General features: G+C 62.4%; 14 protein-coding genes. 10 read left to right on the top strand and 4 right to left on the bottom strand.

Annotated features, from left to right (window positions below; all coding sequences use genetic code 11):
* The first annotated feature begins 52 nt into the window (after positions 1-52).
* The 3 genes from ACVZUB_RS22865 to ACVZUB_RS22855 all read left to right on the top strand — a co-directional run bounded on the left by ACVZUB_RS22865 (position 53) and on the right by ACVZUB_RS22855 (position 4,217).
* Positions 53-880, top strand: coding sequence for an MIP/aquaporin family protein (locus ACVZUB_RS22865; RefSeq protein WP_003940085.1), 828 nt, complete (start codon positions 53-55; stop codon positions 878-880).
* A gap of 64 nt (positions 881-944) precedes the next feature.
* Positions 945-2,453, top strand: coding sequence for a glycerol kinase GlpK (glpK, locus tag ACVZUB_RS22860; RefSeq protein WP_003939742.1), 1,509 nt, complete (start codon positions 945-947; stop codon positions 2,451-2,453).
* 48 nt (positions 2,454-2,501) lie between these two features.
* Complete coding sequence (locus ACVZUB_RS22855) at positions 2,502-4,217, top strand: glycerol-3-phosphate dehydrogenase/oxidase (RefSeq protein WP_058037824.1); 1,716 nt, start codon at positions 2,502-2,504, stop codon at positions 4,215-4,217.
* Between the two features lie 67 nt (positions 4,218-4,284).
* Here the strand turns inward: ACVZUB_RS22855 and ACVZUB_RS22850 are convergent, their stop codons facing one another.
* Genes ACVZUB_RS22850 through ACVZUB_RS22835 form a run of 4 tightly spaced genes read right to left on the bottom strand, consistent with a single transcriptional unit; the run spans position 4,285 to position 7,461 of the window.
* Entirely contained in the window at positions 4,285-5,562 is a 1,278-nt protein-coding gene (locus ACVZUB_RS22850) for a HAMP domain-containing sensor histidine kinase (protein WP_333823396.1), read from the bottom strand.
* Positions 5,559-6,236, bottom strand: a complete 678-nt coding sequence (locus ACVZUB_RS22845; RefSeq protein ID WP_003939990.1) for a response regulator transcription factor — start codon at positions 6,234-6,236, stop codon at positions 5,559-5,561. The genes ACVZUB_RS22850 and ACVZUB_RS22845 overlap by 4 nt, the downstream gene beginning before the upstream one ends.
* 12 nt (positions 6,237-6,248) lie before the next feature.
* Positions 6,249-6,812: a hypothetical protein gene (locus ACVZUB_RS22840; RefSeq protein ID WP_007733471.1), complete on the bottom strand. Its 564-nt coding sequence runs from the start codon at positions 6,810-6,812 to the stop codon at positions 6,249-6,251.
* Positions 6,805-7,461 (bottom strand): hypothetical protein, encoded by a 657-nt coding sequence (locus ACVZUB_RS22835; protein ID WP_233272331.1) that lies wholly within the window; start codon positions 7,459-7,461, stop codon positions 6,805-6,807. The genes ACVZUB_RS22840 and ACVZUB_RS22835 overlap by 8 nt, the downstream gene beginning before the upstream one ends.
* Positions 7,462-7,714: 253 nt before the next feature.
* Here ACVZUB_RS22835 and ACVZUB_RS22830 point away from each other — a divergent pair, with 253 nt between their 5' ends.
* The 7 genes from ACVZUB_RS22830 to ACVZUB_RS22800 all read left to right on the top strand — a co-directional run bounded on the left by ACVZUB_RS22830 (position 7,715) and on the right by ACVZUB_RS22800 (position 15,295).
* Positions 7,715-8,281, top strand: a complete 567-nt coding sequence (locus ACVZUB_RS22830) for a hypothetical protein (protein WP_058226116.1) — start codon at positions 7,715-7,717, stop codon at positions 8,279-8,281.
* Between the two features lie 63 nt (positions 8,282-8,344).
* Positions 8,345-8,806 carry a hypothetical protein gene (locus ACVZUB_RS22825; protein ID WP_058226115.1) on the top strand — a complete coding sequence of 154 codons (462 nt, stop codon included), beginning with the start codon at positions 8,345-8,347 and terminating at the stop codon, positions 8,804-8,806.
* Positions 8,807-9,042: 236 nt separating this feature from the next.
* Positions 9,043-9,966, top strand: a complete 924-nt coding sequence (locus ACVZUB_RS22820) for a thiamine pyrophosphate-dependent dehydrogenase E1 component subunit alpha (RefSeq protein ID WP_051649553.1) — start codon at positions 9,043-9,045, stop codon at positions 9,964-9,966.
* Positions 9,967-9,976: 10 nt separating this feature from the next.
* Positions 9,977-11,026: an alpha-ketoacid dehydrogenase subunit beta gene (locus ACVZUB_RS22815; RefSeq protein WP_007733466.1), complete on the top strand. Its 1,050-nt coding sequence runs from the start codon at positions 9,977-9,979 to the stop codon at positions 11,024-11,026.
* 2 nt (positions 11,027-11,028) lie between these two features.
* On the top strand, positions 11,029-12,546 hold the full coding sequence (locus ACVZUB_RS22810; RefSeq protein ID WP_161120138.1) for a 2-oxo acid dehydrogenase subunit E2: 1,518 nt from the start codon (positions 11,029-11,031) through the stop codon (positions 12,544-12,546).
* A 6-nt stretch (positions 12,547-12,552) separates the two neighbouring features.
* Positions 12,553-13,950, top strand: coding sequence for a dihydrolipoyl dehydrogenase (gene lpdA, locus ACVZUB_RS22805; protein WP_042451192.1), 1,398 nt, complete (start codon positions 12,553-12,555; stop codon positions 13,948-13,950).
* A 106-nt stretch (positions 13,951-14,056) separates the two neighbouring features.
* The gene (locus tag ACVZUB_RS22800; protein WP_482627794.1) at positions 14,057-15,295 is read left to right on the top strand and encodes a helix-turn-helix domain-containing protein; all 1,239 of its coding nucleotides are present in this window, start codon (positions 14,057-14,059) and stop codon (positions 15,293-15,295) included.
* The last annotated feature ends 9 nt before the right edge of the window (positions 15,296-15,304 follow it).

The following is a 15,304-nucleotide window of genomic DNA, read 5'->3' as shown; positions in this document are numbered from 1 at the left end:
CGGGTGCAGCAATCCAAACTATGACATGCATCACAACGGAGTGAGGGTGGGGATGGAGAAAGCCAAGCGATTAGGGCTTCCAGGCGAGTTGGCAGCCGAGTTCGCCGGAACGATGATCTTGATCTTGTTCGGCGTCGGAGTTGTGGCGCAGGTTGTGTCCGGCGGGAGCGGTGGGGGTCTCGGCGGACACGACAGTATCGCGTGGGCCTGGGGACTCGGCGTCATGTTCGGCATCTATGTCGCAGGCCGGGTGACGGGTGCTCATCTGAACCCCGCAGTGACCTTCGCCTTTGCGATCTTCCGGGGATTCTCCTGGCGCAAGGTCCTGCCCTACACGCTGGCGCAGACCGCTGGAGCCTTTGTCGCGGCCCTGATCGTCCGGTGGAATTACAACGACATGCTCAATGCCATCGATCCCGGACACACAACGGCGACTCAGACGATCTTCTCGACGATGCCCGGAAACGGAACGCTCCCGGTCAGTCTGGGATCAGCGCTGATAGATCAGATCATCGGCACGGCGATCCTGTTGTTCCTCATCGTTGCGGTGACCGATACTCGGGGAACTCCGCCGCTCGCGAATCTTGCGCCCTTCGTCGTCGGTTTGATCGTGGTGGCAATCGGATTCGCATGGGCGACCAACGCGGGTTACGCCATCAATCCGGCCCGTGACTTCGGTCCGCGGCTGGCGTCGTATCTCACCGGTTACGGCAGCGCCTGGCGAGATCAGTACGGGAGCCTGTATTTCTGGGTGCCCATCGTGGGGCCGCTGATCGGCGCTCCGATCGGGGTGTTCCTCTACGACAAGCTGATTGGTCGATTCCTGCCTGACGAGTCGGTGGAGAAGGCAGCCGAGGAGCCGGCCACGATACCGGCCTGATGGCGAATCATCATCTCTGACAGTAAATCTTTCGCACTTTCTTCGACACCAAAGGGGTAGCACGATGGCGCAGTTCGTAGCCGCGATAGACCAGGGAACCACCTCCACGCGATGCATGATCTTCGATCACAGTGGGCACGTAGTCGCTGTCGAACAGCACGAGCACACACAGATCTTTCCGCAGGCAGGCTGGGTCGAACACGATCCGATCGAAATTTGGGACAACGTCCGCAACGTCACCGCGGGCGCCTTGGCCAACGCAGATCTGACCGCGGCCGACATCGCATCCGTCGGCATCACCAATCAGCGTGAGACGGCAGTGGTCTGGGAACGAGCAACCGGAAAGCCCGTTTACAACGCCATCGTCTGGCAGGACACACGCACCGATCGAATCTGTACTGCACTCGCCGGCGAAGACGGCCCCAGGAAGTACACCGAAGTCACCGGATTGCCGTTGGCCACGTACTTTTCGGGCCCCAAGGTCAAGTGGATTCTCGACAACGTCGAGGGCGCGCGTGAGAAGGCCGAAGCAGGCGAGTTGTGCTTCGGCACGATGGACACCTGGGTGCTGTGGAACATGACCGGCGGCGTCGACGGCGGAGTGCACGCTACCGACCCCACCAACGCGTCGCGCACTCTGTTGATGGATCTCGACACTCTCGCTTGGGATTCGGCGATCTGCGCCGACATGGGCATCCCCGAATCGATGCTCCCCGAGATTCGCAGCTCGTCCGAAACTTTCGGATTCGTGCGCGAACGCGGAACGTTGTCCGGCGTGCCGATCGCCGGAATCCTCGGCGATCAGCAAGCAGCGACTTTCGGTCAGGCCTGCCTCTCGCCCGGAGAAGCGAAGAACACCTACGGAACCGGCAACTTCGTGCTCCTCAACACCGGCACCGAAAAGGTGATGAGCAAGAACGGCTTGTTGACGACGGTCTGTTACAAGATCGGTGAGCAGCCAACGGTTTACGCACTGGAAGGATCGATCGCCGTGACCGGTTCGCTGGTCCAGTGGCTTCGGGACAACCTCGGCATGATCGACAACGCGGCCGACATCGAGGTGAACGCGCGCTCTGTGGACGACAACGGTGGCGCGTACTTCGTGCCCGCGTTCTCGGGCCTGTTTGCACCGCATTGGCGCGCGGATGCACGCGGTGCGATCGTCGGTCTGACAAGGTTCGTGAACAAGGGGCACCTTGCCCGGGCGGTGCTCGAAGCGACTGCGTACCAGAGTCGTGAGGTGATCGAGGCGATGAACCTCGACTCGGGTGTCGACTTGAAGGTTCTCAAGGTCGACGGCGGAATGGTCGCGAACGAACTCCTCATGCAATTCCAGGCCGATTTGCTCGACGTCGAGGTGATCCGCCCTGTCGTTGCGGAGACCACGGCATTGGGCGCTGCGTACGCCGCTGGTCTCGCGGTCGGGTACTGGGAGAGCGAGGACGACATTCGCAGCAACTGGGCGAAGGACAAGAGCTGGACGCCGTCGATGGATTCGGCCGAGCGTGAGCGCCTGTATGCAGGCTGGCAGAAAGCCGTCACTCGGACACTCGACTGGGTCGACGCAGACTGATCGCGGCGCCCCCATTTCTACCTATTTTCAAGTGAAGGAACAGTTTTCATGAGCACAGCACAAGCATTGAGTCCGTCCTCGCGGGCGGAGTCGCTGAAGAAGTTGGAAGAAACCGAACTCGACGTCCTCGTTATCGGCGGTGGCGTGGTCGGAGCGGGTAGCGCGCTCGACGCCGCAACTCGCGGTCTGAAGGTGGGCTTGGTGGAGGCTCGCGACTTCGCGTCCGGAACCTCGAGCAGGTCGAGCAAGCTGTTCCACGGCGGACTGCGTTACCTCGAGCAGTTCAATTTTGCGCTCGTGTTCGAGGCACTGCGTGAGCGGTCGCTGGTTCTGAATTCGCTGTGCCCGCATCTCGCGAAGCCGGTGCCGTTCATCTACCCACTCGAGAAGTTGATCGACCGGCCGTACGTCGGTCTGGGCATCGGCGTCTACGACGTGATGGGCGCAGGCCGCGGGGTTCCCTCACACCACAAGCATGTGGGCAAGAAGAAGACTCTCGAGTCGTTCCCTTCCGGAAAGCGCTCTGCTATCCGGGGTTCGGTCAAGTTCTACGAGGGTCAGGTAGATGACGCCCGCCACACGATGATGCTGGCGCGCACGGCGGCCGAGTACGGCGCGCTGTGCGTCAACAGCACCCGCGTAATCGGCTTTCTCCGTGAGGAGGACCGCGTAGTCGGGGTGAAGGCCGTGGATCTGGAAACAGGTCGCGCGTTCGAGATCCGTGCTCGTCAGGTCATCAACGCCGCCGGTGTGTGGACTGACGAGATTCAGGAAATGGTCGGTGGGCGAGGGCAATTCCAGGTTCGCGCTTCGAAAGGTGTGCATTTGGTCGTCCCGCGAAACCGCATCAACTCTGCGACCGGAATCATCACGCGGACCGAGAAGAGTCTGCTGTTCGTGATTCCGTGGGGAAGCCACTGGATCATCGGCACGACGGACACCGACTGGAACCTCGACCTCGCCCATCCGGCAGCGAGCCGAAGCGATATCGACTACATCCTCGGACATGTCAACAAGCTCCTTCAGGACGAGTTGACGCACGAGGACGTCGTCGGTGTGTACGCGGGGTTGCGTCCGTTGCTGTTCGGCGAATCGGATTCGACCAGCACTCTCTCGCGTGAGCATGCGGTGTCGAGTCCGGTCCGAGGTTTGACGGTGGTCGCCGGTGGCAAGTACACCACTTACCGCGTGATGGCCAAGGACGCTGTCGATTCCGCGGTGCACGGATTGGAACAGAAGGTGCCGAAGTCCTGCACCGAGCGTATCCAACTTGTGGGTGCCGACGGCTACTTTGCCGCGCACAACAATCGGCATCTCACCGCTGAGCGCACGGGACTGCACGTTTCGACCATCGAGCACCTACTGGGTCGGTACGGCACTCTGGCTGACGAGTTGTTCGAACTCGTCGAGGCGAGGCCGGAACTGGGGCAGCCGTTGGACTCCGCCCCCGAGTACCTCAAGGCGGAGATCCACTACGCTGCGAGCCATGAGGGTGCGCAGCATCTCGACGACATCCTTACCCGTCGTACCCGCATCTCCATCGAGGTGACCGACCGCGGCGACGCGGCAGCCGCGGAAGTAGCCGAACTGGTTGCGCCGGTGCTGGGTTGGACTCCCGAGCACATTGCCGAGGAGATCGAACACTACCGGTTGCGTGTTGCAGCCGAGCGGGAATCTCAGGAGCAGCCCGATGACCTGACCGCTGATGCGGCGCGCCTTGGTGCACCGGACGTTCGCACCGGAGTCGCTGTCGGACAGGTTTGAGTCCGAGACACCACCAATGATCGGCCGGGACCCTGTGTCCCGGCCGATCGACCGAACTGCCTCGGTGTCAATCGAACTCGTCTGCCGAACATTCGGGGAGGTCGATCGTCACCACCGCGCCCCCGTTCGGATGGTTCGCGAAGTCGATACGAGCGCCGATGACCGCCGCTTGTCCCACTACGATCGTCAAGCCGAGACCCAGGCCTGAGTTCGGGCCGCGTTCGACGGAGTTGGTCTGAAATCTCCTCGGCCCCTGGCGAAGCCACTCTTCAGTGAACCCGATGCCCCGATCCCACACCGTGATGCGGGAGTGGTCGACGTCGACATTGATCGGCGGCTTTCCGTGATTTCGAGCATTCAAGATCAGGTTGGCGATGATCCGCTCGAGCCGACGTGCGTCGGTGTGCGACACAGGGGTCCCGTGAACTCTCACTTCGCACTCCACCCCGGTGGTGGAAATCGCGTGACGCACCACCGGTGCCAGTTCCACCGATTGGATGTCAGCCTGCTCGGACGTGGTGTCGAGGCGGGCCACTTCGATGACGTCCTCGGCGAGCCTCCTGAGTTTATGGACGCCGTCGCGCACCAATTCGGTTGGCCTACCGGGTGGCAGGAGCTCTGCGGCGCCGACCAGTCCGGAGATGGGTGTTCTGAGATCATGCGCGATGTTGGCTGTCACGCGCTTCTCGGCGTCCAATTGTCCCCGTAGAGCATCGGACATCGCGTCGACCGCATCCGCCAGCTCGGTGATCTCGTCGTCGAAAAGCGACCAGGTGACCGAGCGGACGCGGATGTCCGCTCCGGTAGACACTTTGCGAGCCGCACGGGCGGCCGAGCGTAATCGATACGACATCGCGAGTCCAAGCAGCACACCCAGGACGGCACCCGCTGCGATCACTGCGATGGTGGCGTTGCGAAGTGTCCGATCGACGCTGGCGATCGATTCCCGCTGCGCGGTGTACGGGACGCGAATCGCCACCACCTGAGTGTTGACGTCGGCAGCAGCCCAGACAAATGGCTGGTCCCCGCTGTCGACAAGGTAGGTGGCACGTTTGCCGCCCACCACGGCCTGACGCAACTCTTCCGGAACGTCGAGACCATCTGTGGTGGCGCGGAACAGCGCACGCATGCTGCCCGTTTCGTCCTGCAGCACCAGTTGGAGATTGCGATCAGCTGCCGCCCGCGCTGCATCCTCTTGGTTGTGTGAAAAGGTTTGATGCATCACGGTACTGAGCGTGATCGAGGCGACGGCAATCACGAACGTGATGGCCGCCGCGATCTTCCACTGAAACGACAACCGCCTCCCGGTGGACGGGAGCTTGGCGGCGAGATCCCGCGATCTCACCGATGGTTGTCCATCGTGTAGCCGAACCCCCGGACGGTCCGGATCTGTTCGGAGCCGATCTTCGTGCGCAATCGCTGAACGTGAACGTCGACGATGCGCGTATCGCCGCCCCAGTCGTAATCCCAGACGTCCGAGAGCAGTTCGGAGCGAGACCAGACTTTGCGCGGCACACTCACCATGACCAGGAGCAGCTTCATTTCGGTGGGCGTGAGAGCCACTTCGGCGCCCGAACGCGTGACGGTCACCAACTCGCGATCGATCTCCAGATCGCCGAGAGTCACGATGTCTTTCTCCGTACCGGAATGGGATTCGACCCGCCGGAGCACACTTCGGATACGGGCCACCAGGACACCGCTGTCGAAGGGCTTGGTGACGTAGTCGTCGGCACCGGCTTCCAATCCGAGAACGATGTCGACCGGGTCGTCGCGCGCGGACAGCATGATGACCGGCACCGACAGTTCCTCACGAATGCGCCGACACAGGCTGATTCCGTTCAGGTCGGGAAGCATCACGTCGAGGACGGCGATATCCGGCTTGGCGTCGACCGCCATATCCATTCCGGTCAACCCACCCGATGCGGTGATCACCCGAAACCCGTTGCGTTCGAGATTCAATTGCGTTGCTTCGCGGATGACAGCGTCGTCTTCGACCAGCAAAATCAACGGATCGGTCATCGGCCTTCGCTTTCATGGGAACGGAACACTCTCAAACCCTTCACCGGTCCACTTGTATGCAGTCGACGATTGACAGAACTCCGGAATGCCGGGGTCTTTGCACAGGTCGACCATGACCGACAATCCTCCGGTTGAGCCGACGACGTAGCGTCCTGGGTCTTGCACTCCGAAGACTTTGTGAGCGCCCGATTCGTCGATCTGGTAGACGAATCCGGCGACCATGAAGCTGACCGGTGGGGCCGGTCGTCCCCAGATGCCGACAGACTCGCAGGTGAAGACATTGACGACGGCATCTTGCCAAACGGCGCCTGTCACGGGGGAGTACCGGATTTCGAAGGGGAAGTTCGCATCACCGCACAGTCGGAGACTGTCCTTGACCGCATCGGACACTTCCGGGTCTGCTCTGAGGAGGGCAACAGGATCGATGCTCAAGCCCTGTGAGAGATCCGAGGGGTCGAGTGATGCTGCGATATTCGGAGTAGGTTCTGATTCAGGCTCGGTGGAACAGGAGGCGAGAGCAAACGCGACCGGCAGGCAAACACCGGCGAGCATCGCGCGCCGACGGCGATCAATCACGGATGAACTCCATTCCATCCCAGTAGAACTCGGTCCGCAGCGGTGGACGGGGGCAACATTCGAACTCCGGTGGCCGCGGATCCGTTTCCAGGACAGACAAACTCGCGGCGCGTTGACCGCTGACGATGAACTTTCCGCGCTCTTCGACGGAGAACAGGCGCTCACCTAGTTCGGGATCGTCTTCACTCGAACCGGCCTTGCCGCTGCGGTAGACGTAGCCGGCAAGGTTGACCGAAATCGACACTCCGGTCCCGGGTTGGTGGGCCGGTTGGCACGGATACACATTCATGACGACGAGTTCGGTCTCCGGCACGATACGCGGTGCGCCTGGATCGAGAAGGATGGACCCGACCGAGATCGGATACCAGTCAGGGCACGACCGAAGTTCTGTCTTCACTCCCTCGGACACCCCAGGATCGTCGAGGAGCGCCCGGCCCAACCTCGAGTTTTCGGCAACCCGTCTGGCCAGGTCTGCAGGTTGTGTGACGGGCAACCCGGTGGAAGCGACATCGCCTTCGATCACAACGCCCTGGGTGGACGCGCAGCCGGTGATCACGGACGCTCCGAGGGTTGCTGCCGCGAGCGCTGTACCGAACAGGCTGCGAGTACGGTCTGATCGACCGCCGCAGATGTCACTCCGATACAACACGTTCCCCTCCCCGGCCGCTGCGAACCCTCTCATCGGCATGTGCGTTTTCATACGATCACAGGTGATCTCGATATCGGAGTTTTGCCACCCACCGTTACGTAATCGTATGAATGTCAGGACCGTCGAGAGTTGGTACGCGACCGACGGAATTCTGTTACGAAACCGATGGAATCAGGCTCCTAGAGTGAGTCACGTCGGTGTTCACCGCTTGGGCGGAACGAGCTGATCCGCGTATCGAGGAGTGTGAGAGCAAATGCGTGAAGTATTGCTGACCAATAAGACTCGGCGTCCGCGAGTGCTGCTCGCCGTACTGACGATCGGGGTGGTGTGCGCGATGACAGGGTGTTCGAGTGATGACAACAGCGCTCCAGGAGACGAACCGACGACTACATCGGTGGTTGCGGCGTCTACGACCCCACCGCCGCTGACCGCAGCGACCACTTCGGAGACAGTCGAAGGCTCGAACTCGGTGGGCGGCGGTACGGACGCATCCACCCCCGGAGTCCCGGCGGGCGGAGCTGCGCCGGCCTGGACCCCGGTCTCGACCAGCGCGGCTGCCCCTGCGGCCCCTGGTCCGGCTACCGAGTCGACCAAGTGCACCGATCAGATCAATTATGTGGGTGACCCTCGTTCGAATGCGGAGATCAACAGCATCGGAGAGCAGATGGGTTCATGCCCGGCGCCGCTCCCGCCCGATGCCGTCGAGCCCTCCGAGAAGTGCACCGACCAGATCAACTACGGCGCTGACCCTCGTTCCAACGCCGAGATCAACATCATCGGGGAACAAACCGGGATCTGCCCCGAGCCGATACGCCCCTAGCGAGTTCAAAACCTGAGCAGTAGTCGGGAATTCGACCAAGAGCCGAAGCAGGGGGAGATCGGAATGACAAGCAGGGCAGGTGGACGTTCGATCGACAGTGTTGCCGACGATGCGTCCCGAGGGGATCGGGACGCGATTGCAGAACTCCTTCAACGCATCGTGCCTCTGGTGACGCGGCGCTGTCGTGCCGAACTGCGACCGCTCGACGCTGATCGTATTGCCGTCGGTATCTGCCGATCCGTCCTGTCCGACATTCGGCGACGTAGACGTACCGGAGAAGCGTTCCTCGCGCATCTGTACGACGCGATCAGTCGCGAAATCGATTCGCTACCCGCCTCCAGTCGACTCACTCTGCCCTTCGGTGATCTGTCGGCCGCAGAACGCAACGTCTTGGTAGCTCGCATCGTTGTCGGCTTCGACGTGCGCGAGACGGCGCTGTCACTGAGAACGACAACGAGCGCCGTCGAACTCGCCCAACACCGCGCGCTGGCCAAGATCAGACGCGACAGCCTGAGCGGCGCCTGAATCAACGCTCGAAAGTCAACAGCTGCAACCCTTCGCAACTCCCGGCAACCTCACGCAACTCTTTCCCTTCGCCCGTGACCTGCACGACACTGCATGGCGACGAGTGATCGAGAACGAGGAGTGTGACTGTGGTTCAACGGACGGCGCAGAAGCCGACAACCCCAGGATCGAAAAAGACCGGCGCCAAGCCTCATTCGGGGCTGGACCGGGATGCATTGCTGAAGGCGTACGAGAAGATGTCGCGCATCCGCGCGTTCGAGGATCGATTGCACGAAGAGAATGCAACCGGTGACATCCCCGGCTTCATTCACCTGTACTCGGGCCAGGAAGCCATCGCGGTGGGAGTGTGCGAGAACCTGAGCGACGCCGACTACATCGGATCCACTCACCGCGGTCACGGGCACTGCATCGCCAAGGGCTGCGATCTGAACGGCATGATGGCCGAGATCTTCGGCAAGGACGACGGCCTGTGTCGCGGTAAGGGTGGGTCGATGCACATCGCCGACCTGTCCGTGGGAATGCTGGGTGCCAATGCGATTGTCGGCGGAGCCCCGTCGTTGGCGATCGGCGCTGCACTGAGTGGCAAGACACTTCGAAACGGCGTCATCGCAGCGTCGTTCACGGGAGACGGTGGATCCAACCAGGGAACCGTCTTCGAGGCGATGAACATGGCTGTGGTGCTGGATCTTCCGATCGTCTTCGTGATCGAGAACAACGGATTCGGTGAGGCCACCGGAACCGACTACGCGGTGGGCGCACCCGACATCGCCGCCCGCGCTGCATCCTTCGGAATGCCTGCCGTCAAGGTGGACGGCACCGACTTCTTCGCGGTCTACGACGCGATGGCGGAAGCATCCGAGCGAGCCAGGACCGGCGGTGGCCCTACCACGATCGAGGCGGCCGCATTCCGTTGGCACGGCCACTTCGAGGGTGACGCGCAGCTGTACCGCACGGCGGAACAGGTTGCGCAACTACGGGAAACCAAGGATCCGCTCAAGAATTTCCGTAGCAGCGTGGATGTGAAGAAGGTCAGCACCGCTGATCTGGACGCGGTGGACGAGCAGTCGCGAGTGCTGGTGGACGAGGCGGTAGCGAAGGCGCGTGCCGCGGCGTATCCACCCGTCGAGAATCTGCTGACCGATGTCTACGTGTCGTACTGAGGAGCCCGAGATGACAAGCGTGGAAGCCGAGAACGTGTCGAAGAAGACCTACCGCGAGGCCGTCAAAGAGGCCATCGCCCAAGAAATGCAACGCGACCCGAGCGTCGTTCTCATCGGTGAGGACGTACGGGGTGGGCATGCCGGTACCAATCCCGATCTGGAGACGAAGAAGATCGAGGCATTTGGCGGTGTCCTGGGTGTCACCAAGGGATTGTGGACGGAGTTCGGATCGGAGCGTGTAATCGATACCCCGATCACCGAATCCGCGATCATCGGAATGGCTGCCGGAGCCGCACTGACCGGACTGAGGCCGGTCGCCGAGCTGATGTTCATGGACTTCTTCGGAGTCTCCTACGACGCGCTCTACAACCAGGCTGCCAAGTTCCGCTACATGTTCGGTGGCAAGGCCAGAACCCCGCTGGTGGTGCGAGGCATGATCGGCGCAGGGTTCTCCGCCGCTGCGCAGCACTCTCAGTCTCCGTACAACGTGTTCGCGGCGGTGCCTGGTCTGAAGGTAGTCGCTCCGTCCAATGCCTACGACGCCAAAGGCCTACTCATCCAGGCCATCCGGGACGACGATCCCGTCGTCTTCTGTGAGCACAAGGTTCTCTACGACCTCAAGGACGAAGTGCCGGACGAGCCGTACGCGATTCCGTTCGGCGTCGCCAACTACACCAGGCAGGGCGACGACGTCACGATCATCGCGTTGTCCGCAATGGTGAACCGCGCCAACGACGTAGCAGACAAGCTGGCCGCCGAGGGTATTTCGGTCGAGGTTGTCGATCCTCGTACCGTCTCACCATTGGACGAGGACGGCATCCTCGAATCCGTCGCATCGACCGGACGCGTCGTGATCGTCGACGAATCCGCCGCCCGCTGCGGTTTCGGGCACGACGTAGCCGCGCTGATCGCCACCAAGGGATTCAACTACCTGAAAGCGCCCATCGAACTGATCACGCCGCCGCACACGCCGGTTCCGTTCTCCCCGACCCTCGAAACTGCCTGGCTGCCTGACGCGGCGCGCATCGAAGAGTCGGTTCGCAAGCTGGTGAGAGCCTGATCATGGCTGACATCAAAGCTATCGACATCCCCAAATGGGGGCTCTCCATGGAGGAGGGGTTGGTCAACGCGTGGCTCATCGAGGAAGGTGACTCGTTCACCAAGGGCCAGTTGATCTGTGAGATCGAGACCAGCAAGATCACCAACGAGCTGGAGGCGCCGTTCGACGGTGTTCTCCGCAAGATCGTCGGCACACCGGGGCAGACTCTGCCCGTCGGCGCCGTGATCGGTGTGTCCGCCGATGCGTCCGCGACGGATGCGGAGATCGAGCAGTTCCTCGCCGCCCGCGGCGCAACCGCGCCGGCGAAAGAGCCGGCACCGTCCCCAGCTCCTGCGCCGGCGGCTCCCGTGACACCTGCGGCTTCACCGGCTGCGAAGGTGGTTGTCGCACCGAAACCTGTACCAACCGGTTCCACCGTCGTACCGAGCGTTCTGCAAGGCACGACGCAGGACGATGTGTTTGCGAGTCCTCGCGCACTCCGACGTGCCGAATCGCTCGGAATCGATCTCGCCGCCGTAGTGGGTACCGGTCCCCTCGGGCGGATCAGTGTCCGCGACATCGACGACGCGATTCGTGACGCCGGTGGCACTGTTGCGCCGGTAGTGCCGGCCGCGAGATCCGGCCTCCCGCTGCGATCGACCGCCGACGACAGTGCCGTGCCTGCCACCCCGGTCGCACGCAGAACTGCCCGATCACTGGGCGTCAACCTGCATGACTGTCGTCCGACGGGTTCGCGGGGGCGCGTCTGCGTCGCCGACGTGCACGACGCCGCTCGTTCCGCGCAGCTCCTGCCCGAGGCGGCGGCTGAGACCGAATCTGTTGCGGCCGAACCCGAGTACGACACAATTCCTTTCACCCCCATGCGATCGGCAATCGCCGGTAGGTTGCAGGCGTCCAAGCAGCAGGCACCCCATTTCCGGCTCACCGCAGACCTCGAGCTCGATGCGCTCCTCGCTCTGCGCAAGGAGATCAATTCGACCGTCCCGGCGGTCAAGCTGTCGGTCAACGACTTCATCGTGAAGGCTTGCGCCGCTGCACTGATGAAGGTGCCGGACGTGAACGTCCAGTTCGATGCCGCGAACGAATCGGTTCTTCGATTCGCGTCGGCGGATGTCTCGGTGGCAGTTGCACTTCCGACCGGGCTGATCACGCCCATCGTGCGTAGCGCGAATACCAAGTCGTTGGCGGACATCTCGGGTGAGGTGCTCTCGTTGGCCACCAAGGCGAAGACCGGCAAACTTCGTCCCGAAGAATTCCAGGGCGGAACCTTCACGGTGTCCAACCTCGGCATGTTCGGGATCAAGGCATTCGACGCGATCATCAATCCGCCCCAGGGAGCGATCCTTGCCGTAGGTGCGGGGGAGAAGCGCGCGGTGGTGGTCGGTGACAGTGTTTCTGCCCGGACCGTGATGACCGTGACCCTCTCGTGCGATCACCGGGTTATCGACGGAGCCCTGGGTGCGACCTTCCTTCGGGAGCTCCAGCGCTTTGTCGCTTCTCCCGCGCTGATGTTGGTGTAAGGGGCTGTGGTGGAAAACAATACGTCGCATAAGTACGACGTTCTTGTCATCGGTGGCGGCCCCGGTGGTTACGTGGCGGCGATCCGGGCTGCCCAGTTGGGGTTGAACGTCGCGCTGGTAGAACGTGATCGCCTCGGAGGTATCTGCCTCAACTGGGGTTGTATCCCCACCAAGGCGATGCTGCACGGCGCGGACGTCGCGCATACCTTGAGTGAACTCGACACATACGGATTCAGTTCGGCGTCTGTCCAGTTCGACATCTCGAAGTTGGTGTCGTTCAGCCGAGGGGTTTCGGAGAGGTTGTCCGGCGGTGTTGCCTATCTGATGAAGAAGAACGGCGTCGACGTCATCTCAGGCGCCGCTAAGTTGGTGGACAAAGGCGTCGTATCCGTGGGAGGACAGACGTATCGAGCCGACCACGTGATCATTGCAACCGGTGCCCGGCCGCGTTCGATTCCCGGCGTTGCCCCCGACGGTGATCGGGTATGGACCTACTTCGACGCGCTCGTCCCGAAGGAACTGCCGAAGTCGCTGCTCGTGATCGGGTCCGGCGCGATCGGAGTCGAATTCGCCAGCCTGTACCGCGATCTCGGAACCGAGGTGACCATCGTCGAGATGGCACCACACATCATGCCGGTCGAGGACGAAGAGATCTCGGCCTTCGTTCGCAAGCAGTTCGAGAAGCGTGGCATCACGATTCACACCGGAGCCTCGGTGTCGGCGGTGACCGTCGGCGACGACGCCGTCCAGGTGAATGTGCAGACGAGTGACGGTGTCGAGTCGTTGACCGTGGACCGGGTGTTGGTGGCGGCCGGAATCACCGGCAACGTCGAGGATCTGGGGTTGGAGGCTCTGGGCGTCGAGATCGAGCGCGGTGCGATCGTCACCGACCAGTGGTGCCGTACCAGCGCTTTCGGGATCTATGCGATCGGTGACGTCGCGGGCGCTCCATGTCTGGCGCACAAGGCAAGCCACGAAGCTGTCCTGTGCGTCGAAAAGTTGGCAGGCGTGCCCGACGTTCATCCGCTCGATCGCGACTACGTTCCGGGATGCACGTATGCCCGCCCACAGGTGGCGAGCCTGGGTCTGACGGAGAAGCAGTGCGCCGGTACTGGTCGCGCGCTGCGGGTCGGACACTTCGACCTGCAGGCGAACGGCAAGGCACTGGCGATCGGCGAGGCCGAAGGCTTCGTCAAGACGATCTTCGACGCCGATACCGGGGAACTTCTCGGCGCGCACATGGTCGGTCCGGATGTGACCGAGCAGATTCAGGGTTTCGGTATCGCTCGATCCCTCGAAGCCACCGGCGAGGATCTCGCCGAGGTCGTGTTTGCTCATCCGACGCTCTCGGAGGCAATGCACGAGTCTGTGCTCTCGGCGCTGGGGAGACCCCTCAACGCGTGAGTACCGTTCGCGTGCGTGAACGCCGTCCTTTCGTTCACGCACGCGAACAACTCTGCAACCGGGTGCAACGCTCGCTTTCGAAGACCCCGTCACATAGGACTGGAGTGTGATCGGCGAAACGAATCGACTCGAACCGGCCCTGGCCAGTGGTGAAGACCCGGCGCAGTACGCACGTGTTCTCGAATCCGTGTACGAAGCAACGATGTCGGGACGCAAGCCGCCTGCGCGTCCGCGCTCCGTCATCGCGAATTCGTGGTCGCGTTTGCGTGCGCTCGGACTCGATCCGGACCGGTGCTCGATCACCGAGACGGGCCGCGAATCCGAGATCGAAGAAGGCAGACGCGCAGCCGGCATGGCGGAGATCTTCGGCGAGGCGGTGCACGGTCTGGCACCACTCGTCGGCCCGGACGACGCGAATCTGATCGTGGTGGCGGACCGCTACGGACGTATCCTCTGGCGACACGGGTCCAGTCGAATGCTGGATCGGGCCGAACGGCTCGGGATGATCGAGGGTGCGTCGTGGACCGAGGAAGCTGTTGGTACCAACGGGATCGGCACTTCCTTGGCATCAGGTTCGGCAGTGCAGGTGTTCTCGGCCGAGCACTACTCGCGCTCGCAGCATCCGTGGACCTGCTCCGGGGCGACGGTTCGAGATCCGCGTAGTCGCCGGGCCATCGCCGTCGTGAACGTCGCCGGCGCAGCAGACACGGTCCACCCGTCGACTCTCGCTCTGGTGGACAGTGTGGCCAGGCTGGCGGAATCCGCACTGCGGGAGAAGCATCGAATCGGATTGGATCAGCTCCGGATGATCTCGGCATCGACGCTGGCTCGCGCGAGTCAGCCGACAGTGGTCGTGGACCGCAGTGGCTGGGTCGCGGCGGTGGACTCGATGGCGCCGATCTACAGAATCGCACTGCCGAAAGTGATGAGCAGCGGCGAGCATTGGCTCCCGTCGCTCGGACTATGTATGTGCGAGCCGCTTCCGGGTGGTTGGCTCGTCCGCCCTCAGATGGATCCGGCGTCCGGAACGGTTTGTGCAGAAGTCGAATTGGATGTGCAAGATCCGAATGCGATGGAATTGCGGTACTCCTCGGCAATGGGGAGCTGGAGTATCGACCTCAGCCCGCGCCATTCGCAGATCCTCGTGGCTCTGACACAGGCGCCCGAGGGCCTCACGGCCTCGCAGCTCGCCTCACAGTTGTTCGGCGATCCACGCAAGACGGTGACCGTCCGGGCCGAGATGTCGAGGTTGCGTAAGCGATTGGCCGGAATCCTGTTGGCTCAGCCCTATCGCTTCGACCCGGCGGTGAGGGTAAAAACCGCCCCTGCTGTGCGCCTTTATTAACCGCGGGGG

It is taken from the genome of Rhodococcus sp. OS5 (genome assembly GCF_056837585.1).
This window is presented reverse-complemented; position numbering and strand designations above follow the sequence as displayed.

Coding starts and splice junctions, on each gene's coding strand:
- ACVZUB_RS22825 (WP_058226115.1), top strand. CDS start 8,345: ATGACAAGCAGGGCAGGTGGACGTTCGATCGACAGTGTTGCCGACGAT.
- glpK (WP_003939742.1), top strand. CDS start 945: ATGGCGCAGTTCGTAGCCGCGATAGACCAGGGAACCACCTCCACGCGA.
- ACVZUB_RS22820 (WP_051649553.1), top strand. CDS start 9,043: ATGTCGCGCATCCGCGCGTTCGAGGATCGATTGCACGAAGAGAATGCA.
- ACVZUB_RS22810 (WP_161120138.1), top strand. CDS start 11,029: ATGGCTGACATCAAAGCTATCGACATCCCCAAATGGGGGCTCTCCATG.
- ACVZUB_RS22830 (WP_058226116.1), top strand. CDS start 7,715: ATGCGTGAAGTATTGCTGACCAATAAGACTCGGCGTCCGCGAGTGCTG.
- ACVZUB_RS22845 (WP_003939990.1), bottom strand. CDS start 6,236: ATGACCGATCCGTTGATTTTGCTGGTCGAAGACGACGCTGTCATCCGC.
- ACVZUB_RS22865 (WP_003940085.1), top strand. CDS start 53: ATGGAGAAAGCCAAGCGATTAGGGCTTCCAGGCGAGTTGGCAGCCGAG.
- ACVZUB_RS22815 (WP_007733466.1), top strand. CDS start 9,977: ATGACAAGCGTGGAAGCCGAGAACGTGTCGAAGAAGACCTACCGCGAG.
- ACVZUB_RS22855 (WP_058037824.1), top strand. CDS start 2,502: ATGAGCACAGCACAAGCATTGAGTCCGTCCTCGCGGGCGGAGTCGCTG.